This is a genomic window from Tetragenococcus koreensis, from assembly GCF_003795145.1.
Taxonomy (GTDB): Bacteria; Bacillota; Bacilli; order Lactobacillales; family Enterococcaceae; genus Tetragenococcus; species Tetragenococcus koreensis.
Genome location: NZ_CP027786.1, coordinates 124,121 through 146,697 on the forward strand (window position 1 = coordinate 124,121; position 22,577 = coordinate 146,697).

22 protein-coding genes and 1 other RNA gene are annotated in these 22,577 nt (G+C 36.7%); 15 read left to right on the forward strand and 8 right to left on the reverse strand.

All coding sequences use genetic code 11. The features are described from left to right. The first annotated feature begins 135 nt into the window (after positions 1-135). Positions 136-1,059: a VOC family protein gene (locus C7K43_RS00645; protein WP_226996685.1), complete on the forward strand. Its 924-nt coding sequence runs from the start codon at positions 136-138 to the stop codon at positions 1,057-1,059. A 250-nt stretch (positions 1,060-1,309) separates the two neighbouring features. Here the strand turns inward: C7K43_RS00645 and C7K43_RS00655 are convergent, their stop codons facing one another. From C7K43_RS00655 to rimM, 3 genes are all read right to left on the reverse strand, one after another. Continuing rightward, positions 1,310-2,356 (reverse strand): AbrB family transcriptional regulator, encoded by a 1,047-nt coding sequence (locus tag C7K43_RS00655; protein WP_124005083.1) that lies wholly within the window; start codon positions 2,354-2,356, stop codon positions 1,310-1,312. A gap of 83 nt (positions 2,357-2,439) precedes the next feature. Next, entirely contained in the window at positions 2,440-3,171 is a 732-nt protein-coding gene (gene trmD / locus C7K43_RS00660) for a tRNA (guanosine(37)-N1)-methyltransferase TrmD (RefSeq protein WP_124005084.1), read from the reverse strand. After that, positions 3,161-3,685: a ribosome maturation factor RimM gene (gene rimM, locus C7K43_RS00665; RefSeq protein WP_124005085.1), complete on the reverse strand. Its 525-nt coding sequence runs from the start codon at positions 3,683-3,685 to the stop codon at positions 3,161-3,163. Before rimM ends, trmD begins: the two co-directional genes overlap by 11 nt. 146 nt (positions 3,686-3,831) lie before the next feature. Here rimM and C7K43_RS00670 point away from each other — a divergent pair, with 146 nt between their 5' ends. The 4 genes from C7K43_RS00670 (at position 3,832) to C7K43_RS00685 (ending at position 6,574) form a co-directional block, all read left to right on the forward strand. After that, positions 3,832-4,266, forward strand: coding sequence for a universal stress protein (locus C7K43_RS00670; protein WP_124005086.1), 435 nt, complete (start codon positions 3,832-3,834; stop codon positions 4,264-4,266). Between the two features lie 183 nt (positions 4,267-4,449). Then, positions 4,450-4,719 (forward strand): ACT domain-containing protein, encoded by a 270-nt coding sequence (locus C7K43_RS00675; protein WP_124005087.1) that lies wholly within the window; start codon positions 4,450-4,452, stop codon positions 4,717-4,719. A gap of 10 nt (positions 4,720-4,729) precedes the next feature. Beyond that, positions 4,730-6,079: a PFL family protein gene (locus tag C7K43_RS00680; RefSeq protein ID WP_124005088.1), complete on the forward strand. Its 1,350-nt coding sequence runs from the start codon at positions 4,730-4,732 to the stop codon at positions 6,077-6,079. A gap of 21 nt (positions 6,080-6,100) precedes the next feature. Further along, on the forward strand, positions 6,101-6,574 hold the full coding sequence (locus C7K43_RS00685) for a GAF domain-containing protein (protein WP_124005089.1): 474 nt from the start codon (positions 6,101-6,103) through the stop codon (positions 6,572-6,574). Between the two features lie 843 nt (positions 6,575-7,417). Here the strand turns inward: C7K43_RS00685 and ssrA are convergent. Continuing rightward, positions 7,418-7,786, reverse strand: a transfer-messenger RNA (tmRNA) gene (ssrA, locus tag C7K43_RS00690). A gap of 428 nt (positions 7,787-8,214) precedes the next feature. Between ssrA and C7K43_RS00695 the strand changes: the two genes are divergently transcribed. From C7K43_RS00695 to C7K43_RS00705, 3 genes are read left to right on the forward strand one after another with little or no spacing between them, the layout of a single operon-like run. Then, complete coding sequence (locus tag C7K43_RS00695) at positions 8,215-8,565, forward strand: SdpI family protein (RefSeq protein WP_124005090.1); 351 nt, start codon at positions 8,215-8,217, stop codon at positions 8,563-8,565. Continuing rightward, positions 8,546-9,271 carry a response regulator transcription factor gene (locus C7K43_RS00700; protein ID WP_124005091.1) on the forward strand — a complete coding sequence of 242 codons (726 nt, stop codon included), beginning with the start codon at positions 8,546-8,548 and terminating at the stop codon, positions 9,269-9,271. Before C7K43_RS00695 ends, C7K43_RS00700 begins: the two co-directional genes overlap by 20 nt. Beyond that, the gene (locus tag C7K43_RS00705) at positions 9,271-10,716 is read left to right on the forward strand and encodes a sensor histidine kinase (RefSeq protein WP_124005092.1); all 1,446 of its coding nucleotides are present in this window, start codon (positions 9,271-9,273) and stop codon (positions 10,714-10,716) included. The genes C7K43_RS00700 and C7K43_RS00705 overlap by 1 nt, the downstream gene beginning before the upstream one ends. Positions 10,717-10,889: 173 nt before the next feature. Here C7K43_RS00705 and C7K43_RS00710 read toward each other — a convergent pair whose 3' ends face one another. Beyond that, the gene (locus C7K43_RS00710) at positions 10,890-11,378 is read right to left on the reverse strand and encodes a hypothetical protein (RefSeq protein WP_124005093.1); all 489 of its coding nucleotides are present in this window, start codon (positions 11,376-11,378) and stop codon (positions 10,890-10,892) included. Further along, complete coding sequence (locus tag C7K43_RS00715) at positions 11,375-12,112, reverse strand: hypothetical protein (RefSeq protein ID WP_124005094.1); 738 nt, start codon at positions 12,110-12,112, stop codon at positions 11,375-11,377. The genes C7K43_RS00710 and C7K43_RS00715 overlap by 4 nt, the downstream gene beginning before the upstream one ends. A gap of 633 nt (positions 12,113-12,745) precedes the next feature. On the opposite strand from C7K43_RS00715, the gene ltrA reads away from it, so the two are divergent. Then, positions 12,746-13,606 carry a group II intron reverse transcriptase/maturase gene (gene ltrA, locus C7K43_RS00730; RefSeq protein WP_124005095.1) on the forward strand — a complete coding sequence of 287 codons (861 nt, stop codon included), beginning with the start codon at positions 12,746-12,748 and terminating at the stop codon, positions 13,604-13,606. A 53-nt stretch (positions 13,607-13,659) separates the two neighbouring features. Continuing rightward, the gene (locus tag C7K43_RS00735; RefSeq protein WP_124007220.1) at positions 13,660-14,016 is read left to right on the forward strand and encodes a group II intron maturase-specific domain-containing protein; all 357 of its coding nucleotides are present in this window, start codon (positions 13,660-13,662) and stop codon (positions 14,014-14,016) included. A gap of 96 nt (positions 14,017-14,112) precedes the next feature. Here the strand turns inward: C7K43_RS00735 and C7K43_RS00740 are convergent, their stop codons facing one another. Continuing rightward, positions 14,113-16,257: an LTA synthase family protein gene (locus C7K43_RS00740; protein WP_124005096.1), complete on the reverse strand. Its 2,145-nt coding sequence runs from the start codon at positions 16,255-16,257 to the stop codon at positions 14,113-14,115. Positions 16,258-16,473: 216 nt separating this feature from the next. Here C7K43_RS00740 and C7K43_RS00745 point away from each other — a divergent pair, with 216 nt between their 5' ends. From C7K43_RS00745 to C7K43_RS00765, 5 genes are all read left to right on the forward strand, one after another. After that, positions 16,474-17,643, forward strand: a complete 1,170-nt coding sequence (locus tag C7K43_RS00745; RefSeq protein WP_124005097.1) for a class I SAM-dependent rRNA methyltransferase — start codon at positions 16,474-16,476, stop codon at positions 17,641-17,643. Between the two features lie 14 nt (positions 17,644-17,657). After that, positions 17,658-18,452 carry a type I 3-dehydroquinate dehydratase gene (gene aroD, locus C7K43_RS00750; RefSeq protein ID WP_226996687.1) on the forward strand — a complete coding sequence of 265 codons (795 nt, stop codon included), beginning with the start codon at positions 17,658-17,660 and terminating at the stop codon, positions 18,450-18,452. Positions 18,453-18,466: 14 nt separating this feature from the next. Further along, the gene (ybaK, locus tag C7K43_RS00755; RefSeq protein WP_124005099.1) at positions 18,467-18,952 is read left to right on the forward strand and encodes a Cys-tRNA(Pro) deacylase; all 486 of its coding nucleotides are present in this window, start codon (positions 18,467-18,469) and stop codon (positions 18,950-18,952) included. 363 nt (positions 18,953-19,315) lie between these two features. Further along, entirely contained in the window at positions 19,316-20,665 is a 1,350-nt protein-coding gene (gene gdhA, locus C7K43_RS00760; RefSeq protein ID WP_124005100.1) for an NADP-specific glutamate dehydrogenase, read from the forward strand. 85 nt (positions 20,666-20,750) lie between these two features. Further along, entirely contained in the window at positions 20,751-22,097 is a 1,347-nt protein-coding gene (locus C7K43_RS00765; protein WP_124005101.1) for a glucose-6-phosphate isomerase, read from the forward strand. A gap of 217 nt (positions 22,098-22,314) precedes the next feature. Here C7K43_RS00765 and C7K43_RS13240 read toward each other — a convergent pair whose 3' ends face one another. Continuing rightward, positions 22,315-22,473 carry a hypothetical protein gene (locus C7K43_RS13240; RefSeq protein ID WP_168711978.1) on the reverse strand — a complete coding sequence of 53 codons (159 nt, stop codon included), beginning with the start codon at positions 22,471-22,473 and terminating at the stop codon, positions 22,315-22,317. Positions 22,474-22,577: the final 104 nt, after the last annotated feature.

Sequence of the window (22,577 nt, forward strand, 5' to 3'; positions counted from 1 at the left end):
CTCCTTGTAAATTTCCTAGTAAAACTATTCTAGCACTCTTTTCTTTAAGGTAAAGGAAAAGAAACAGATTTGTTTACTTACTAAAAGTAAGGCGTTAGAATAAAGTTAATATGATGAATAAGAGGAGAAAAATAAATGGTAAATTTTATGAATTTTATCCAAAAAAAGAAACTGGGCAAAAATGTGATTTTTCCGGACTTCCAGTTGTCTGAGAAAACACGGCCTGGAAAAGTTGTTTTAAAAGTGGTCGATATGAAAGAAATGGTTCAGTTTTATCGAGATATAATTGGTTTAAAGTTATTTGAAAACAATGAAGAACGAAGTATTCTAGGAGCCGGCCAAACGCCATTATTACAGCTACAAAAAATAAATAACCCACTGCCTTTGACTCAAAAAACAGGCTTGTATCATGTAGCTTTCTTGTTGCCTACAAGAAAAGACTTGGGAAATGCTCTGTATCATTATGTGGTTAATCAGGCACCGGTTATTGGTGGAAGTGATCATGGGTATAGTGAATCAATCTATTTGACTGATCCAGAAGGCAATGGGATTGAAGTATACCGTGACAAACCAGTAGATCAATGGGACATTAGAGATGATGGTGAAATTGTTGGCATTACAAAAGAGATGGACGCTCAAGGAGTAATTGATGGGGCAGATAGGGATTGGTATGGCTTTCCTGCTGAAACAAAAGTAGGACATGTTCATCTAAAAGTGGCAAAATTACAACCCACAGAAACTTTTTATACAGATAGTCTAGGATTGTCATTAAAAAATAATTTTGGCAGCGAAGCGAAATTTTTTGCTACAGGTAACTATCATCACCATATTGGCTCGAATATTTGGATGTCAAAAGATACTCCAGCGATGGAGGAAAACGATCTTGGTTTGGCTTATTTTAGTTTTTATGTGGAAAATCACCAAGAACTAGATCGTCTTGAAAGCCATTGGCAAGAAAAAAAGTTGTCTTATCAGAAGGATAAAAAGGGAAACTTATGGATTACTGACCCAAATGGCATTGAAATAAAGTTTGAGATCACGCCAGTTATTCATGAATGATTTTCCACTTTGGGGGGGATTATGGATAAAAAATACAGGTCAAGGTAACAATTGTCCGACCCAAAGGATATAAAGATAGCCACGAGAATATTTATCCGCTTAACTACGGTTATATCCTAGCCATTATTCACGTGAAGTCGATGTGGAAGATAAATGGGTAGCCATCAAAGCAAGTGAAGAATTTTCAATTATAGAAGTAAAAAATTCTACACATTTTTTAGAACAATATTTTCAGTCAACGATCGAATTGCTACAAAAAGAAACTAACTAATTGATAGAGTAGGGGCATAATACCTACTGCATGAATCAAACGAGCAATTTGAATCATAGCTACACTATTCATATTGACGCCATAGTCGGCGGAAAGTAATGCGATATCAGTAGCACCCGCCGGACAGGAAGCAAACAACGCAGAGGTAAAATCTAGCCAACCTTTGCGTTTATTTATTTGGGCATAAAGATAACTTATTAATAAATAGACAGCAATTAAAAGCAGTGCTGGGAGAAAAAATGTTTTCAAAGAAGCCGCAACGCCACGGGTAAAACTAGAGCCAACCATTGAACCAGCTAAAATTTGCGCAAATTGCCGAATTTGAATAGGAAAGGCGCTGATATTCGTTCGTAGCTTAAACAAGGCAGAAAACAATAAGGATAAGCTGAGTGTTCCTGCTGGAAAACCTAAAAAATAACCGAGTAATCCGCCCGAGATTCCAACTAGCATGACGATTAAGAAGTGTTTTTTATTTAATGGTTGTTTTTTACTAGCGGATTCAATATTTTCTGTTACTGATTCTTGTGCTTCTTCAGCCGAAAAAAGTTTAATCCAAGTAGGGAAGAGAAGCAGCACGCCAACACTGCGTACTAATTGCATAATAGCGACAATATGGATTTCCGAGTCAAAATCAGCTGCGATTAGCGTCGTATCCATTAAGCCACCCGGCGTAGTTGCTAAAAGCCCAGTTAGTACGTTCCAATGAAAAAAGTATGAAAAAGCAAAGCCAAGAATAAAGGTATTCATCGTCAAGATAACTAAAAGTAAAAGGGTAGGTTTTACTACATACTTTAAATTAATCACATCCGAGCGAGTGAGCTTTTGTCCAATAAAAATGCCGGCTGCGATCTGTGCAATGACTTTAGCTTCTTGGGGAAAATAAGCAGTATCAGTGAGCACAGAAAAAAACATGACCGCAAGCATGCTGCCAATCATAAAGGAGGCTGGAAAATGTAGTTTCTGCCCAACTTTTGCTCCTACAAAAGCAATAATAAAAGTAAAAAGCATGGAAAGGCCAGTCGACAAAACAATAACCTCCTAAGTAATGGATTTATTCCAGTTCAATATTACAGATCTTCTCGTGAGCCATTTTAGTAGTTAAAAAGCAACTACTCTTGCTTAATTTCCTCAAGTAATTCTTCCATTTCAGCAGTTAATTCCATTTTTTCTAACATATCTGGTCGACGTTGCCAAGTGCGCCGTAAAGCTTCTTTTAACTGCCAAGTTTCAATCAGTTTGTGGTTTCCATTTTTCAAAACTTCAGGAACTTCCATATCGTTGAACACAGCAGGACGAGTGTATTGCGGGTGTTCTAATAACCCTGTCGAGTGCGAATCAGTTTTAGCTGATAATTCGTTACCAAGTACTTCAGGCAATAAGCGCACCGTTGCATCAATCATGACCATCGCACCTAATTCACCGCCAGTCAAAACATAATCTCCGATGGAAACTTCATCTGTCACTAAAGAACGAATGCGTTCGTCGTATCCTTCATAATGCCCACAAATAAAAACCAGATGCTCTTCTTGGGAGAAGTCTTCTGCCATTTTTTGATTAAAAGGAGCACCAGCTGGATCTAACAATACGATGCGCTTTTTGGTATCAGGAGATGCTTTTTTAATAGCTTCTAAGTTGTCATAAATAGGTTGTACTTTTAAAAGCATACCTGCGCCACCACCATAAGGGTAGTCATCTACGGTGTGGTGTTTGTTTGCTGAATAATCGCGAAAATTTGAGAGCTTGATTTCCAGCTGTCCTTTTTCTTGGGCCTTACCTAAAATCGATTCACCCATAGGGCCTTCAAACATTTTAGGAAATAGTGTTAATACATCAATCCTCATCGTCTAACAACCCTTCTGGAATCTCTACATAAACTTTTTGTTCAGTAAGATCGATTTTTTTCACAACAGAAGAAATAAACGGGATCAAAGCATCCGGTTTATTCTTTCGTTGGACCACCCAAACATCATTGGCTCCAGGTGAAAGAATTTCTTTTACCTGACCTAATTTCTCCCCATTTTCTTCATAAACTTCTAAACCAATAATTTCATAATAATAATATTCGTGTTCATTTAAATCAGATAGGTCGTTTTTTTGGACCATTAACATACTATCACGTAAAATTTCGACATCATTAATTGAAGGATAGCCTTCAAAAGTTAATAAATCAAAGCTTTTATGCTTTCGATGACTAGCGACTGTTAATTCGATGGGTTCTTTGCCTTTTACAAAAGCAGACAGTTTTGCACCTTTTTTATAGCGTTCTTCTGGAAAATCAGTCTGTGAAATTACACGGACTTCTCCTTTAATTCCTTGTGTGTTTACAATTTTTCCTACCTCTAGATATTCAACCAATATATTCCCTCGTTTCTTATGTAGTCCTATTTATTTTAGCATGCTTAGTTAGTGAAAGCTAGATTCACTGATTTGTGTAGTGAAATAAAATACTATAGATTTTTTTTCAACAATGATATAATAAAAGAAAAAGGGAGGCGCTTACAATGGCAGAAGCGTATAAAAATATTTTAGTGGCTATCGACGGGTCGGATAAATCAGAAAAAGCTTTTAAAGAAGCAATCGAAATCGCCAAGCGAAATGATGCTACTGTTTTTTTAACTTGGATTATCAATGACGTTGAATTGACCACCAGTGCTTATGCTTTCTCTCGTCTTTTAAAAGATGAGCAGCAAAATATTGAAGAAGATATGGATGATAAAGTAAAAGCTGCTGAACAAGAAGGCATTAAAAAAATCGAACGAATCGTTGAAATTGGTTCACCTAAAGAAATGTTAGGAATGGATATTCCTAAAGAACATGGGATCGATTTGATCGTTATGGGTTCCACAGGAAAAGGGGCGATTGCGCAGGCTTTAGTGGGTTCTACGACTTCTTTTGTAGTAAATCACGCGCCTTGCAATGTGATGGTTGTTAAGTAATGTAAATAGTTGAAATAGCGATTGAGACATAAGTTTTTGCTAACTTGTGTTTCAATCGCTTTTTTTTAGGATCTTCAAATATGACAAAAACAAGTATTAAAAAGAATTTTTTCTTATGGTAAAATGCATCTTAGGAAAATTCAGGTATGCTATAATGAAAAGAAATTTAAAGGAGGAACGAAAATGCGGGCAGTTTTGACAGTAATTGGTAAAGATAAAGTGGGAATTGTTGCAGGTGTAAGCCAAAGCTTAGCAGTATTGAATATAAATATTGTTGATATTACTCAAACCATCATGCAAGATTATTTTACTATGATGATGATTTTGGAAATGAATGGACAATCAAACTTTGATTATATACGGCAAGAATTAGACAAGACCGGCCAACAGTTAGGAATCAAAATTAGTATTCAAAACGAAGAAATTTTTAACGCTATGCACAAGTTAGGATAGGAGCTATGATATGGAAACCAACCAAATATTTGAAACCATCCGCATGATAGAAGAAGACAACTTAGATATCCGTACGATTACAATGGGGATTTCCTTACTAGATTGTATTGATGCTGATGTCGATAAAGCCTGTGAAAAGATTTATCAAAAAATTACCCGCTGTGCTAAAGACTTAGTCAGCGTTGGTGACCAAATTGCAACTGAATATGGAATTCCGATTATTAATAAACGTATTTCAGTGACACCGATTGCGGCTGTGGCTTCTGCTGCAAAAGCTACAAGTGAGGAATGTATTAAATACGCACAAGTGTTAGATCAAGCTGCCAAAACGGTGGGTGTGAACTTTATTGGTGGATACAGTGCATTAGTGGAAAAGGGATTTCAAGGTTCAGACCTAGCGTTAATTGAATCCATTCCAGAAGCATTAGCTACAACAGACTTTGTTTGTTCTTCTGTCAATATTGGATCAACCAAAGCTGGGATCAATATGGATGCAGTGAAAAACATGGGCACTGTAATTAAAGAGACAGCTGAAAAATCAGATTTAGGCTGTGCCAAACTTGTGGTGTTTGCGAATGCCGTAGAAGATAATCCGTTTATGGCAGGAGCATTTCATGGTTTTGGAGAAGCAGATACTATTATTAATGTGGGAATTAGCGGACCCGGAGTTATGAAACGGGCACTGGAAAAGGTTAAAGGAGAAACCTTTGATGTGGTAGCTGAAACCGTGAAAAAAACGGCTTTTAAAATTACTCGTATGGGACAATTAGTAGGACAAGAAGCTTCCAAACGGTTGGACATACCTTTTGGCATCGTCGACCTTTCTTTAGCTCCCACGCCGGCAGTCGGTGATAGCGTAGCTCAGATTTTAGAAGAAATGGGATTAGGTTCTGTCGGTACACATGGCACTATAGCTGCGTTGGCTTTATTAAACGATGCAGTTAAAAAAGGCGGAGTTATGGCATGTAATCATGTGGGTGGATTATCAGGCGCATTTATTCCTGTGTCAGAAGACGCGGGTATGATTGAAGCGGTCGAAAATGGTTTCTTGAATTTAGAAAAACTTGAAGCGATGACGGCTATTTGTTCAGTAGGTTTAGATATGATTGCCATTGCTGGTGATACTCCAGCCGAGTCGATCAGTGCGATGATTGCAGACGAAGCAGCCATTGGAGTCGTCAACCATAAAACAACAGCTGTGCGCATTATTCCGGCTAAAAATAAAAAGGTAGGCGATCACGTTGAATTTGGCGGTTTGTTGGGTTCAGCTCCAGTGATGGAAACAAATGAGGCGAGTTCTGCTGATTTTATTCAGCGAGGCGGCAGGATACCAGCTCCGTTGCATTCATTTAAAAACTGAAAAAAGGAGTGATGTTCGTTTATGTGGAATAAAGAAGAAAAAGAAAAAGCGTATGAATTGTTGCTATTGCAGCAAGATGAGTTAATTAAAGATGAAAAAAATTGGCTGGCGACGTTAGCTAACGCTTCAGCCTTACTAAATATGACACTGCCAGATACAGTGTTTGCTGGTTTTTATTTATTTGATGGAAATGAACTAATATTGGGGCCTTTTCAAGGAAATGTCTCCTGCACGCGTATCCAATTGGGAAAAGGCGTTTGCGGTGAATCGGCTGATAAAAACCAAACAATGATTGTGGGAAATGTTAAAGAACATAAGAATTATATTTCTTGTGACTCAGCAGCGCTATCAGAAATTGTTGTGCCCATGGTTAAAGAGGGACATTTGGTTGGCGTGCTGGATATCGATAGTAAAGAAGTAAATAGTTATGATCAAACGGATCAGAAATACCTAGAAGACTATTGCAGACAATTACTAAGTGTATTTAGCAATTAAAAAGACCTGACACTGATTTGTCAAGTCTTTTCAAGTACTATTTCGAGCGGCTATTCAATAACTGCTACCAGAGATTTGACGATATAGCCAATCGAATGGCGCAAAGAAAACGTCTTCCATATACTCGTCCTCCTCTATTTGTATAGAATAACATAGGTATCGATTACAAAATCATTAGTTTTTATTACAAATTAAATAAGTTATATGACACACATGATACATTTCAATGATTAAATGTAAAGCTTATCGAGGTTTCTGTATAGTGAACAAGTAAGAAGGAAACGCTATTTTGTAATTAACCTGTGACAGAGACTGTTCATAAAGATAGTTTATTACAATAGAGTTAATGAAATACTGGCTATCTCTGACTTAACAGGGATTGAATTGAGAATCGTCTACCTACCTTTTCAATCATAGGGAGACAATTAGCATTTTACACCCTGACTTTGTTTGATAAACTTGACCTGTCTGACACATACTCTCAATGATTATCACAATACATTTATGAACGAATGTGCTATACTTAAAAAACGCGAAAAATATTTTTATGCAACATTTTAATTTATTTTCATGAAGTTTAATCACACTGGCGTAACTTAAGCGTTACAAGGATACATTAGTAGGTTAGGGAATGTATCGTTTAAATGAGAAATAGTTAATTTTTAGTAATAGTATACAAGAACTTTAAAATAATAATATTGATTAGTTAGATAGCCTTCTCTTTACTGAGAGGGCTATCGTTCATTTTCATTATTTTGTACTGAATTTATTCATGGATAAAAAATAAAAAGCACTTATAAAAGCAGCTTTTATACTAGCTTTCATAAATGCTTTTTTATCTCCATATGGAGACGGCGGGAGTTGAACCCGCGTCCAGACATATCGCCTCTTGAATATCTACGCTCATAGTCGCCTCTATTTAAAGGTTCGCTTTATAAACCGCTGAGCGACGAGCTGTTTATATCGCTAGCCTGATCGTCTCTTCATTGACTTACAGACGGAAAGTCAATGCGTATCCCACTAAATTTGAGACCCTTACTCGAGCACATGGGCGATGCCGAGAGGATCTACGTTAGCTGTTTTTACGCAGCTAAAGCGTAAGAATTGTTATTGTTTTTAGCAGTTATATTTTAACTGAGCGTTTTTACGTAGACGCAACCTACGGAGCGCAATCCAAGCTCGAACTATGCCTGTCGAATCCGTAACGTCCCCTTAATAAAGGGGGTATTTCTACCAGATTTTATTATAGCATAAATTGTACTTTTTTCAATCAATTCGCTTGTTAAAAGGGCGATTTATTATTTACTTTGATAGATATGCACCTATTATAATTCTTAAGACAATTTCGATCGCCTTTTTTGTGCCTTTACAATAAATAGACTGGATTTAATAAAAATTTATCAGTATATGATTTTAAATGAGAACCAAAATAATTATTAAAATGAATCCATTCAGCTTTGACAAGTGGGATGGTTTTTCATATGGTTTTAAAAAGGGAACTGCTGAGTAAATGTTATTAATAGTTGCAAAGATAAAACAATATAGAAAATACAAAGGTTTCTCAAAGAAAACAAGAATTAGTTGGTCCTTAATTTAATTTGGAGTATACTATTAAAAGAATAAGAAGAGAGGAAGTTACCATGATTTTTCTCGTTTTAGGTATTATTATTTTTGTGGTTGGGTTGATATTTTTTATTTTTCCCGCTAAAAAACAACACCTATTCTATGGATATCGTTCCTATTTAGCTACTAAAAATCTAACAAATTGGTGTTATGCACAAAAAATTAGTAGTCGATTTTTTCTATTAATCGGCGGAATCATGCTCTTAATTGGTACAGCCTTGAAATTAACAGGGAATACAAACTTTTTCTTAATTGAAATGCTTATTATTCCGTGGTTTGTCGTTCCATTATTTGGACTGATCGAAACCAAATTACAAAAATTTGATCAAAAAACAAGAGGTGAACAACATGAACATATTAATGATTGAAGATAATGAATCGGTTTGTGAAATGATGCAAATGTTTTTTCTAAATGAAGGTTGGGAAGTTGATTTTAAATATGATGGACAAGCAGGCATCGACGGCTTTTTAGAAGATCCGCAAAAGTGGGATATGATCATATTGGATCTAAACTTGCCTGAAGTGGATGGAATGGTGGTAGCTCGTAAGATTCGTGAAGTTTCTAGTACGGTGCCGTTAATTATGCTGACAGCTAGAGATTCTGAAAGTGATCAGGTAATCGGCTTAGAAATTGGCGCAGATGATTATGTAACGAAGCCCTTTAGCCCGTTAACCTTAACTGCAAGGATGAAAGCTCTTCATCGACGTAGTGATTTGCAAAGTACGGCTTCTGAAGATACGAATACGCAAGATAATGACACAGAATTTGATGTGAAAACAGCGCATTTTCAAATGAATACGAAAACGCGAGAAGCTTATTTGATGGGAAAAGAGATCAACGATTTAACGCCTAAAGAGTTTGATTTGCTTTATACGTTAGCTAATAAGCCACGACAAGTGTTTTCACGCGAAAAATTGCTTGAATTGGTATGGGATTATCAATATTTTGGTGACGAGCGAACGGTAGATGCACATATTAAAAAGTTACGGCAAAAGATTGAAAAGATCGGACCTCAAGTCATTCAAACGGTGTGGGGCGTCGGTTATAAGTTTGATGATTCAGGAGTTGAATAATGCGTTATTTATACCAACAGCTACTAGCTTTTTGGGTCGTAATCTTAGTGACGCTAGTGACGTTAGGGATTTCTTTTACCCAAATGACCAAACAAACAATCGAAGAAAATAACTATCAGCAGCTTTTCGGTTATGCGGATGCTGTTGCAGAGGAAATTAATAGTAACCTACCCACTTCTTCATTAGAATCAGTGATCAGAAGCTCGTTAAACCAATCAGAAGCGATGCTAAATCAGCAAAACGTTCACTTTACGTTTATTACTGATTCAAGGGAAGTTATTTATCCTGTTTCGCCACCGAAACAGATTTCGTTTTCATTTAATAATTTTTGGCAGCAATTGCGCGCAGGCCAGCAGCAACAAGTGACGGCCAGCAAAAATATTTTTGGTGAAGAAGAAGCTACTTCTTATGCGATGATTCCTTTTAACTTGGATAATGAATTTTATGGGGCGTTAATTGTGACTCAATCTGCGCAGAATGTAAAAAATTCGGTAACAGAGTTTACAAATAATTTGCTGAAGGGGTTTGTGTTATCCGTCATTGTTGCTTTGATTATTAGCTTTTTATATGCTCAAGTTCAAGTAAGGCGAATTAATCGGATGAAAACAGCTACTAAAGAAATTGCTAGTGGAAATTTTGACAATAAGTTACCGTCTCATCATCGAGATGAATTTGATGAATTAGCTGAAGACTTCAATAAAATGACTGACTCGTTAAAAGAATCGCAAGAAGAGGTTGATCGGCAAGAAGAGCGACGTAGACAATTTATGGCAGATGCTTCTCATGAGATGCGTACCCCTTTGACCACGATCAATGGGCTATTAGAGGGTTTACAATACCAAGCAATTCCTGAAGATCAAAAGGACAACGCGATTCGTTTAATGAAAAATGAAACCAATCGTTTGATTCGTCTGGTCAATGAAAACTTAGACTATGAAAAAATTCGTACGAATCAAATCTCCATGGTTGTTAAAAAGTTTGATGGAACCCAAGCATTACAGTCTATATTGGTACAGATGGAGAAAAAAGCTCAAGCGGCTAATGATCAGTTAGTTTTAGAAACCACCGAAGAAGTACCGATTTTTGCGGATTATGATCGCTTTGTACAGATTGTTGTCAATATTATCCAAAATGCGATTCAATTTACTGAAAATGGTGAAATCCGGATTAAAATTGAAAAAGGGTATTTAGAAACTATCGTTACCATCACTGATACAGGGATCGGTATGACAGAAGACCAAGTAAATAATATCTGGGAACGTTATTATAAGATTGATCCTTCCAGAAAAAATAAAAAATTTGGTGAATCTGGTTTAGGTTTACCTATTGTGCAACAGCTAGTCAACATGCATAAAGGGAAAATTGAAGTATATAGTCAGCCAAATGAGGGGACTACTTTTACTATTACTTTCCCTGATACAGATCCAGATAAAGAAATTGAATAATTGGGATTATGATATAAGCAAAAACAAAAAATATCCGAACTATAGAGAGATTACTCGTCGCAAAGTTACGACAGTTAGCAAATCTCATCAAATATAGCTCGGATATTTTATTATTAAAAAAGACTTACAACAGCCCTATGAAAATAGTTAATTGCTAATTCAAAAGGTCATTTTTAAAAAATCTCATCAATACTGGGGGAATGAAGTAAATTTTCATTTTCGCTAAATAGCAGTATACGCAAAGAGTATTTTTGTGTAAGTTGCTGACAGAAATTTAAAAGCCACTGCATTTGGCTAACAGTCATAGAATCAAAACAATCGTGAAGATAAATAATAGGCGTTTCTTTTAATAAAAGGTGAGCAAATTGTAATTTTATTTTATCAAGTTGAGAAAGTACTTTTTTTTGTTTAGTAAAAATTCTGGGGTTGATATCGGCCAACTTAATATAAGTTAAAAGTTTGGGCCGCTTGGTTTTATCTACACCTAAAAGTAAGTTTTCTCTTAATGACAAATAAGGAAGTTGTTCCCAATCACCTATAATCTCACCAATCACAGGCTTGGAACGTTTATTTTGTTGTTTAAAAAAATTCTTTTTATAAGTTTCTGTGGAAACCAGGTAAAAGCCAACGGGTAGTTGCTCTACATGAATTGTTTGTGTCACAATTTATGCCTCCAATAGTGATGAATGCCAATTGCACTGATTTGAATTGGAAAAATGAACAAAACAAAGTTTCGGATTGTTTGTCCAAGTGCCATGAAAAGAATTTTTGCCCATTCTTTACTGGGCAGCAAGACTGACTGGATAAGTGCTTGGTTTGTTCGAGGAAAACGGACCACCAGATGGTCTAGATTCTCCGAGTCAAATTGTTCAGTAACCGTTTGTGTCCCATTAAGTGATTCAATAATTTTTAAATGCAACTGTAGAATAATTCCGACAAAAAAACGTTGAAAAACCATTGTAGCAATAGTAAAAATTAAAATAAAAACAAGTAATGGAAAGAATGTTTCTAATAGATTAAAACGGACCCAGGAAAGCGTGCTGCTACCTGAACGTTTCCAGATAAGAAATTCTTTTTCTCTAACCATTTGACAAGTGAAAAAATAAATTAAAAATACAGCAGCAAATGATAGAGTGGCTGCTCTTTTGATTAGACTATAATAGCGATTGACAGCTTCAGTCGGTTCTTGAATAGAAGTTAAGATGCTTTGTTTTTCTAGCGAATATCCAGAAGAAGTAAGTAAATCTTCTATATGGCTATATATATAAGGCAATGAAATTTTTAAACTATCGATGACAAATAATAAAACGAATGAAATCGCTAGAAAAAAGATATAAAAAGCAGTCATACGTCGATGATATTTTAAACTAGCTAAAGCAATTTTAGAAAAAGACATATTTATCACCTTCTTAATTCTAGTATATAAAATGAGTTTGAAAAAAATATGAATATCTTATAGTGAAAAAAAGAAAAAGGTCACCGGCGTCTCTAAAATGACGTCGATGACCTTCTTTGTGCGCTCGGCATGGGCGATAACTTGGTGGTGAAAGTCCACTACAGGCTTGGCAGTAGGAACTGTTAGCCAAAAGCAAGGGTGTCCATCGCGAGGTGGAATCTGAAGGAAGCTGGAGGCAAACACTCGCACTGACGAACAGGAACTTCATAAGAAGGCTGGATTGGGACGGATGAGCTTGCAAAACAAAGCAAAGTCCGATACTGCCCGAATCCTATCCAGTAAATGAAGCAGTGAGATGAGTGGAAGGTGATCGCGCCTTACCCGAGGAGGTCTATCGAGCGAATGCAATCAATCGTAGTAACAACGAATCGATAGAAGTCAGCCGAGGTCATAGTAGTATCTTACGATACGAAGGACTGAACAATAATAACTTTGAAGTAAACAAGGAGGTGGATGTGCTCACCAGGACCGCAGCCAATACCGTGGTAAAGACCGAGAGGTAGCTCACTCATGGAGGGATAAGCTGGAAGCAAAAGAGGAAATGAGGAGCGCGTAAGGGAGCACGACAATCAAATGAAGAACCAAAGTGGCTATCCATTAATGGACGAACTCGTAAGTTCGATGAATATTGATCGAGCCATCGAGAAAGTAAAGAAGAACAAAGGAGCACCAGGCATCGATGAGATGACCGTATTTGAAATCAAGGAACATCTAAACAAATACCGACAACCTTTTGTTCAAAAACTGAAAGAAGGGACTTATCGTCCTCAGCCCACCAAACGGGTAGAGATTGATAAGAAAGACGGCAAGAAACGAAAGTTGAGTATTCCTGTCGTACGAGACCGCGTGGTACAACAGATGATTTTACAAGTCATTACCCCTTTGATCGACCCGACCTTTTCTAAAAACAGTTATGGATTTAGACCTGGAAAGAATTGCCAACAGGCAATCGATCAAGCAGGAAAATATTATGAAGAAGGCTACAATGTGGTCGTGGATTGTGACTTAAAAAGTTATTTCGACACCATCAATCATCAGAAACTAATGCATCGTATGCAATGGTATATCGCTGATAAAGAAATCCTTCAATTAATCTGGAATTTTCTCAATGCGGGCGTACTAGACGGGGAAATTATCCGTTCTACACCTCAAGGAGCCCAACAGGGCAGCCCCTTATCTCCACTTTTAGCCAACGTCTATCTTGACCAACTAGATAAGGAACTCGAAAAGAGAGGGCATCGTTTTATCCGCTACGCCGACGATTTTATCGTGCTAGTACAAAGTGAACGAGCCGCCCAAAGGGTTCAAGAAAGTGTCACCCAGTTCCTGGAAGGAAAGTTACGACTCACGGTAAACCAAGAGAAGAGCCAAATTGTAAAGGCGCATCAATTGGAATACCTCGGATTCCGTCTGAGGAAAGATAAGGGAAAGTAAAGAGCCGGCCCACAGCGTCGGCCAAACAAAAGTTCAAGAGACAGTTAAAGAAACTGACCAATCGGAAAAGATCGGGAAGCCTAGACGAAATTATCTCATCGATCAATCAATATACGCAAGGTTGGATTAACTATTATAAGAAAGGGGAACTAAAGGCTTTCTTAGCGAAACAAATGACCCACTTACGTAGAAGATTGCGCGCCCTTATTTGGAAAAGATGGAAGAAAGTGTCAACAAAATATCGACAACTGAAAGCAAGAGGGGCTTCTCACAGAGAAGCCATGACTTATGCAAATAGTCGAAAATCGTATTGGCGTATTTCCGAGTCTAAACTACTCCACCGAATCTTTACGAAAGAAAAATTCAAACAATGGAAACTCAAGGATTTCAATGAAATCCTTGAGAAATAAGCTTAAATTATTGAACCGCCGTATACGGAACCGTACGTACGGTGGTGTGAGAGGACGATGAATGAAATAATCATTCATCTCCTACTCGATTAAACGCTATTCTTCATTTTCGTTTTCTTCTTCTTCTAACTGTTCACGTACTTCAGGGTTATACTCTTGATACGTTTTTGTTTCATATTCATCGACGGTTGATTCATCATCATTTTCTGAATAGATACTGGTTGATTTATCGCCCAGCTCTTCTTCTTTCTTATGCAGACGTTCGTCAATGTCTTGGTAATCATAATCATTAGGGTCAATTGGGTCAAGGCCGCTACCAGTGTGGAAACGAAGCAAGTCACCTTGCGTTACTTTATCTGAAGTTTCCAGCTGTTTATTAACATTGTCTTGTAACTCTTTGATCGTTGCTTCTTGTTCTTCTGTTGGTGACTCGATAGCTTCACCTGTTTCATTATCATAAACAGTTCCTGAATAGTTTGTATAATCAGGCGTTACAAAGGAGCCGTTACGGAAAGCAGCGATGTCTTGATGCTCATCTGATAATAAATCTTGTCCCATTTGGATGTAATTTTCGGTATCTACTCCTAATAGATGCATGAGTGTAGGCATTGCGTCGACTTCACCGCCGTACGTATGGTTCACACCACCTTTATCTTGACCAGGAATGTGAATCATATAAGGAACACGTTGCATTTGAGCATTATCGTATTCATCCCATTCGGAACTATCTTTGCCTAGTAATTCTGCCAAGTTTTCATTACGTCCGTCAGAAATACCATAGTGGTCTCCGTATAAAACAATTACTGAATCATCATATAGACCAGATTCTTTTAAATAGTCGAAGAATTCTTCAACAGCTGTATCCAAGTAATTAGCCGTAGCAAAGTAGCCATTGATAGTTTCATCCGGTGTATTCGCTTGTGGGAATCCAGCTTCCTCATCGGTAAACTCAGCATAAGGGTAGTGGTTTGACACAGCGACAAATTTCGAATAAAACGGTTGTTGCAAGTGTTCTAAATATTGGATAGATTGTTCAAAGAATGGTTTGTCATGTAATCCATATTGGAATGAATTCTCGTCATTGACGTCATAATAACTTCCATCAAAAAAGTAGTCATAACCGAAATGCTTATAGACTTCATTACGATTCCAAAAGTTTCCGGCATTTCCATGAAAGACCGCGGAATCATAGCCTTTTTCTTGATTTAAAATGTTGGGTGCTGATTCAAAGGTGTTTTTTCCACCAAATTGGGTGAAAAAGGACCCTTGGTTTAAACCAAATAATGAATTATCCATTAATGTTTCAGCATCACTTGTTTTACCAGCAGCTACTTGATGGAAGAAGTTATCAAAGCTAAAGGTACTATCGTCATGAAATAGACTGTTGATAAACGGCATTACTTCGTGTTTTTCGCCATTTTCATCTTCTAATTCGTAATCAATTAAGAATTGTTGCACGCTTTCCAAATGAATATAAATGACGTTTTTGTCTTCTGCCATACCAAAATATTCATCATTAGGTTCGGCATAGTGATCACTGACGTAATCTTCAACTTCGTCCATGTCGTTGGGGCTTGCTTGGGCCCGGACTTGCGTGGTTTGATAAGTTTGGACAGCATCATAAGCGGTAAAGGCATTGATACCTAGATACTTAACTAGATAATCACGTGAAAAAGTACGGGTTAATAATCCTGAGCGGTCAGTTTCCGCTAAAAATAAGTTACCAGAAAACACCATCACAGCTAAAGCTGTTACTGCTAAAGCTGTTCTAGCTCGAACAGGGCGTTTATCTAGCCTGATTTTTTTCATACCCAGCGCAACTGCTAAAATAATAAAATCAATAAAGTAGAGGAGATCGCTAAATTTTAATAATTCCAGTGTACTACCAGCTAAACCTCCGGCAACTTTGCCAGCGCCTAAAATCGTATTAATAGTAATAAAATCAGTAAACTCACGATAATAAGCGACATTTGCAAAAAGCAAGATCGTGGCTAAGAAATAAATAAAAAGCATGGCAAAATAGGATGCTTTTGTTCTTCTTATATATAAAGCAATGGATAATAAGAATAAGGTTGTTGCTATCGGGTTAATCAACAGAATAAAATATTGAATCGCACTGTCGACCCCTAAATTAAATTCTGTAAAATAAGCAAAGATATTTTTAGCCCAAAGCAGCAGTGCTAATAGACCAAAAAAGCCTAACCTCGTATTTAGAAGATTCGGTATTTTTATGTTCTTCAAAAGTTTGTTCCTCACTTTCTGGCGTACCTCATGAAAATAATATGCATCATTTTCATTCATCAGTAACATTTTACTAAGTCCCTGTATGACTGTCAATAAAATCGGAAATGAGAGGATCAAATTAAGTTTTTCTTATCAATTTTTTCCTGAAAGACAAAAAAAGTAGGATTTGATATACTTAACTATAAGAAAAGAATAGGATGAATAGGTGAATACATGGAAATAAAAATCACTCAACAAGCAGCAAAACGTATGCAACGTGGTTATCCCTTACTACAAAAAGAAGATCTGCTTGATCGCATCAAAGAAAACGAGTGGCTTGATTTTATTGATAAACAAGGAAATTTGGTTGCTAAAGGTTATCTTGGCGTGCAAAATAATGGGGTAGGTTGGAGTCTAACTACAGAAAATCGCCCACTTAATCATGCTTTTTTTGTGGATTTATTTTTTCAAGCCAAAGAAAAGCGACGTGCTTATTACCAAGATGAACAAACCAATGCCTTTCGGTTAGTTAATGGCGCTGGGGATCATCTAGGTGGTATGACGGTTGATAAGTATGGGGATTTCGTTGTAGTTTCTTGGTATAATCAAACTTTATATAATAAACAAGAAGAAATTATATCGGCTTTTAAAGAGGTTTTTCCTGAGATAAAAGGGATTTACGAAAAGCTGCGTTTTCAAACAGATCAACTTCAATCACGGCTCCTTTGGGGAATCTGTGCGCCAGAACCGCTTTATATTAAAGAAAATAATTTAACTTATGCAGTTTATCTGAATGAAGGACTGATGACAGGGATCTTTCTTGATCAACGCGAAGTTAGAGGATTATTTGCTACAGGACTCGCTAAAAATAAGAGTGTGTTGAATATGTTTAGCTATACTGGAGCTTTTTCGGTTGCAGCAGCTGCTGGTGGCGCTAAAAGTACGACTAGCGTTGATCTAGCTAAGCGTAGTTTGAAGAAAACCCAAGAACAATTTGCCATTAATCAAATAGACATTGAGCAACAAACGGTTCATGTAATGGAGACATTTGCTTATTTTAAATATGCTAAGAAAAAGAACTTGGCTTTTGATTGTATTATTTTAGATCCGCCTAGTTTTGCAAGGAATAAGAAAAAAGTATTTCGTGTGGCCAAAGATTATGGTGAACTGATTGAAGATAGTGTAGCTATTTTAAATAATCAGGGTATAATTATGGCATCGTCCAATGCAGCGAATGTTTCATCGAAAAAGTTTCAATCAATGATCGAAACAGCCTTGCAAAATAAAAAAGTTGCTTATAAATTAATTAAAAAGTTTCATCTTCCTTCAGATTTTGCCGTTGACCCGGCATTTCCAACTGGAGATTATTTAAAAGTTTATTTTTATCAAATTGAAAAAAGTTAATGGAGGTGTCTTTCTTGTTAGAGATAAAAAATATAAAAATAGGTGATGGTCACCCTAAAATGTGTGTCCCTATTACTGGAGAAACAACTGAAGAAATAGCAGAACAAGCTAACTTAGCTAAACAATCTGTTGCTGAGATAGTAGAATGGCGGGCAGATCTTTTTAACGAAAGCGAAGAGATCAATGATATGATGGAGACTCTTGAGATGATTGCAGGAATTCTGCCAGAAAAGATTCTTTTGTTTACCTTTCGCTCAGTCGAAGAAGGTGGTAATCGACCGGTCTCTTTAAAAATGTATCATGATGTATGCTTGGCAGCTGCAGGAACCCAAAAGGTAGACCTGATTGATATAGAATTTGGCAAAGTTGAATTTTTAGGACGTAAATTTGTGCAAGATTTAAAAATTCAAGGTGTGAAAATTATCATGAGCAGCCATGACTATGATCAAACACCTGAAGATGCAACCATGATTTACCGAATTGGTGTAATGAATCAATTTGGTGCTGATATTGGGAAAATTGCTGCTATGCCACACAATCTACAAGATGTGCTGCGAATGATGAATATTGTTTCAAGAGCTCGTGCTTTTAACGAATTACCCATCGCCACCATCTCCATGTCAGATTTGGGCAAAGCATCACGGATCACAGGAGAAATCACAGGATCAGTTCTTACTTTTGGTTCTTTGGAGGAGGCGCAAGGCTCGGCGCCTGGCCAGATTCCTATTGATGAATTACAATTTATTTTACAAACTTTGCATGTAAAAGACCAACAAGTAAACAGTAACCAAGTTTCAAGCAACGAATAAATAGGAGCGAGCAATTGAGTAAGAAGAAAAAAGAAAAAACGAACGCTGTTCGTCTAGTTGAACAACATGACATTTCTTATAAAGAATATGAATATTCGTGGGGCGAAGACCAACTGAGTGCTGAACATGTAGCCAACGAACTTAACCAGAATATCGCACAAATCTTTAAAACTTTAGTAGCGGTAGGAAATAAAACGGGGGCACTCGTGGCTGTGGTTCCAGGCAATCAAGAGTTAGATTTAAAAAAGATCGCAAAAATAAGCCAGAATAAAAAGGTTGAAATGCTTCATTTAAAAGATTTAGAAAAGACAACTGGTTATATTAGAGGTGGCTGTTCACCCATTGGAATGAAAAAACAATTTCCAACGTACATCGATACATCAGCTCAGGACTTTTCTTCGATTTTAGTTTCAGCAGGAAAACGGGGACTGCAAATCGAATTAGCCCCAGAAGATTTAGCTAATCTTGTTGATGGAACATTTGCTGATATAACAGTTTAAGAAGTATGACGTTCAATTTCAAACTTATGACCTATTCGGTGGTTAATGCTCTCATATAATAGTGTTGTCAGTTTTTACTGATAACATTATTTTTTTAACAATAAATTTGTTAAAGTAATGCGTTTAGCTGAAAAAATGAACAAAACTCTGATATATTGATCCTATCGCTTTAAATTTTTTTATACTTTTTACAGCAAAGAACTGAAAAAGCTATGAAAACAACCTTGAACGCGGTTTCTAACAAAAGGTAATTCGCTTAGTGATAGGGTCAATTTCAAGAAAATTGTTTGAAAATTACAAAAATATAATGCATATGCTTTTTATTTCTGCTAAAATAACAAGAAATACGAGGAGGTATTTTTTATGACAAAAACACATGATTCAATTAAAGCAGTGCAGGAAGCAATTCATAACAAAGATCCGCATCAAACCGAATTTCTGCAAGCAGTGGATGAATTTTTATCTACTGTAGAACCTTTTCTAGAAAAAAATCCTGAATATGAAGAGAATCATTTGTTATCGATATTGACTGAACCTGAACGTATCTTACAATTTCGTGTTCCTTGGCAAGACGACAAAGGAAACTGGTGTGTGAACCGCGGTTATCGAATCCAATTTAATTCTGCATTAGGGCCTTATAAAGGCGGACTACGCTTTCACCCTAGTGTAAACTTAAGTATCTTGAAATTTTTAGCTTTTGAACAAATTTTTAAAAATAGTTTAACTGGACTTCCTATTGGCGGAGGTAAAGGTGGCAGCGACTTTGATCCTAAAGGAAAATCGGACGCAGAAATTATGCGCTTTTGCCAAAGCTTTATGACTGAGTTATCCAAATATATTGGACCTAGTTTAGATATTCCAGCGGGTGATATTGGGGTGGGCGCTCGCGAAATTGGTTACTTATATGGCATGTATAAACGTTTAAAACAATATGATGCAGGTGTCTTAACAGGTAAACCGCTAGATTTTTGGGGTAGTAAAGGACGTACTGAGGCTACTGGATATGGCGCTGTTTATTTTGTTAAACATTTACTAGCTGATAAAAATGAAAATCTTACAGGAAAAACTGTCGCTGTTTCTGGAAGTGGGAATGTGGCAATTTATGCGATTGAGAAATTACAAGAATTAGGCGCTAAAGTAGTCACTTGTTCAGATTCTAATGGCTATATCTATGATGAAGAAGGCATTGATTTAGCTTTATTAAAACAAGTGAAAGAAGTTGATCGTGATCGCTTAACGGCATATGCACAAAAACGACCACAAGCTGAATACCATAAAGATGATACCGTGTGGGACTTAAAAGCAACTTATGACTTAGCTTTCCCATGTGCTACACAAAATGAAATTGATAAAGAAAAGGCACAAATTATGGTAGAAAATGGGACAAAAGTTGTGGCAGAAGGTGCCAACATGCCTTGTTCGTTAGATGCCGCAGAATATTTCATTGACAAAGGTGTCGCTTATTGCCCCGGAAAAGCAGCGAATGCCGGTGGTGTTGCAGTTTCAGCTTTGGAAATGAGCCAAAACTCACAACGTCTGCAGTGGGAAAAAGAAGATGTTGATAGTCAATTAAATACCATTATGAAAAACATCTATGAAAGCACCCGTGATGCTGCCCGGGAATATGGCGCAGAAAATAATTTTATGCTAGGCGCTAATATTGCAGGCTTTGATAAAGTCGCTAAGGCGATGACTGAGCAAGGGCTTGTCTGATCAAATATTTACTTGAAAAAAGCCAATAAAAAAAGTAAAGTAGTAATGTAAGTTACTACTTTACTTTTTTTAAGGAGGAGGCAACATGGGACATATTTCATTTGATTATTCAAAAGTAACACCTTTTGTTAGCGAACATGAACTTGACTATATGCAAAATCAAGTTACCGCAGCAGATACAGCATTAAGAAACGGAACAGGCGCAGGTAATGATTTTTTAGGGTGGATTGATTTGCCAGAAAACTATGATAAAGAAGAGTTTTCTCGGATCAAAAAAGCCGCTCAAAAAATTCAATCAGATTCTGACGTTTTAGTTGTCATTGGTATTGGCGGTTCTTATTTAGGCGCACGTGCAGCCATCGAATTTTTACAAAATTCATTTTATAATACGTTACCAAAAGAACAAAGAAAAACACCGCAAGTCGTTTTTGCTGGTAACTCTATCTCTTCAACTTATTTAGCAGATTTGATTGAAATGATTGGTGACCGTGATTTTTCAGTAAACGTTATCTCAAAATCAGGGACAACTACGGAACCAGCGATTGCTTTTCGTGTATTTAAAGAATTATTGATTAATAAATACGGCGAAGAAGAAGCCAACAAACGAATTTATGCTACGACTGACCGTCAAAAAGGTGCAGTAAAAGAAGAAGTTGATGCTCAAGGCTGGGAAAGTTTTGTGATTCCAGATGATGTTGGTGGCCGTTTTACAGTATTAACACCAGTTGGTTTACTACCTATCGCTGTTAGCGGGGCAGATATAGATGCCTTAATGCAAGGCGCTGCTGATGCTCGTAAAGAATACGCAGACCCTGATTTGAAGAAAAATGAAGCTTATCAATATGCTGCTTTGCGTAACATTTTGCACCGTAAAGATAAAGCTATCGAAATTTTGGTTAATTATGAACCAGGAATGCAATATTTCTCTGAATGGTGGAAACAACTATATGGCGAATCTGAAGGAAAAGACCAAAAAGGAATCTACCCATCAAGCGCCAATTTCTCAACAGACCTTCATTCAGTTGGACAAACCATTCAAGATGGAACTCGCAATGTGTTTGAAACAGTTGTGAAAGTAGAAAAACCACGAAAAAGTGTAACTATTCCAACGCAAGATTCCGATCTAGATGGTCTAGGTTATTTGCAAGGAAAAGAAATCGACTTTGTTAATACTAAAGCATTTGAAGGAACTCTATTAGCACATACCGATGGAAACGTTCCTAACTTGCTAGTAAAAATTCCAGCTATGGATGAATATACGTTAGGTTATGTTATGTATTTCTTTGAAATTGCTGTAGGAATTTCGGGTTACTTGAATGGTGTTAACCCATTCGACCAACCAGGTGTTGAAGCTTATAAGAAAAATATGTTTGCTTTATTAGGTAAACCAGGCTTTGAAGACTTGGCTAAAGAATTGAACGATCGTTTATAAAACAACGTTTGTAGCACGTTAAACGCAAAAACGTGATAGAAACATGTTTGCTTTAAAACTAAAAACGTGATAGAAAACGTGATAGTGAGATAAGGGAAGCACTCAAATTGAGTGCTTCTTTTTTTGCATACAAAAAAACTGTCAGCAGTAAAAACGAGCAATTACTACTAACAGTTTCAACAAGCGGAAACAATCGGATTCATACTGGAAGTCCTTTCTAAACGTTGGCTTTTTCAGTGCTTAAATTTTTTATCGCGTGTTCAATGGTTACACCATAAGCTACATGTTGTTCATTTTTTGAATCGATAGCCATAAATTGATTAGTGCTTGTATCAAAAGCAATCCGATAATCTAAATTTTCTTTTTTAAATGTCATATACATCCCTCCTTTAATTTTATTTAATAACAGCCGCCTTTTATAATATAGCACACGCTAAATAAAAACCCAAATTTTAAGCATATGCACGAATAGTTCTTAAG

Coding starts and splice junctions, on each gene's coding strand:
- C7K43_RS00695 (WP_124005090.1), top strand. CDS start 8,215: ATGATTTTTCTCGTTTTAGGTATTATTATTTTTGTGGTTGGGTTGATA.
- gdhA (WP_124005100.1), top strand. CDS start 19,316: ATGACAAAAACACATGATTCAATTAAAGCAGTGCAGGAAGCAATTCAT.
- C7K43_RS00645 (WP_226996685.1), top strand. CDS start 136: ATGGTAAATTTTATGAATTTTATCCAAAAAAAGAAACTGGGCAAAAAT.
- C7K43_RS00675 (WP_124005087.1), top strand. CDS start 4,450: ATGCGGGCAGTTTTGACAGTAATTGGTAAAGATAAAGTGGGAATTGTT.
- C7K43_RS00705 (WP_124005092.1), top strand. CDS start 9,271: ATGCGTTATTTATACCAACAGCTACTAGCTTTTTGGGTCGTAATCTTA.
- C7K43_RS00765 (WP_124005101.1), top strand. CDS start 20,751: ATGGGACATATTTCATTTGATTATTCAAAAGTAACACCTTTTGTTAGC.
- C7K43_RS00745 (WP_124005097.1), top strand. CDS start 16,474: ATGGAAATAAAAATCACTCAACAAGCAGCAAAACGTATGCAACGTGGT.
- C7K43_RS13240 (WP_168711978.1), bottom strand. CDS start 22,473: ATGACATTTAAAAAAGAAAATTTAGATTATCGGATTGCTTTTGATACA.
- C7K43_RS00715 (WP_124005094.1), bottom strand. CDS start 12,112: ATGTCTTTTTCTAAAATTGCTTTAGCTAGTTTAAAATATCATCGACGT.
- ltrA (WP_124005095.1), top strand. CDS start 12,746: ATGAAGAACCAAAGTGGCTATCCATTAATGGACGAACTCGTAAGTTCG.
- C7K43_RS00670 (WP_124005086.1), top strand. CDS start 3,832: ATGGCAGAAGCGTATAAAAATATTTTAGTGGCTATCGACGGGTCGGAT.
- C7K43_RS00700 (WP_124005091.1), top strand. CDS start 8,546: ATGAACATATTAATGATTGAAGATAATGAATCGGTTTGTGAAATGATG.
- C7K43_RS00685 (WP_124005089.1), top strand. CDS start 6,101: ATGTGGAATAAAGAAGAAAAAGAAAAAGCGTATGAATTGTTGCTATTG.
- C7K43_RS00680 (WP_124005088.1), top strand. CDS start 4,730: ATGGAAACCAACCAAATATTTGAAACCATCCGCATGATAGAAGAAGAC.
- trmD (WP_124005084.1), bottom strand. CDS start 3,171: ATGAGGATTGATGTATTAACACTATTTCCTAAAATGTTTGAAGGCCCT.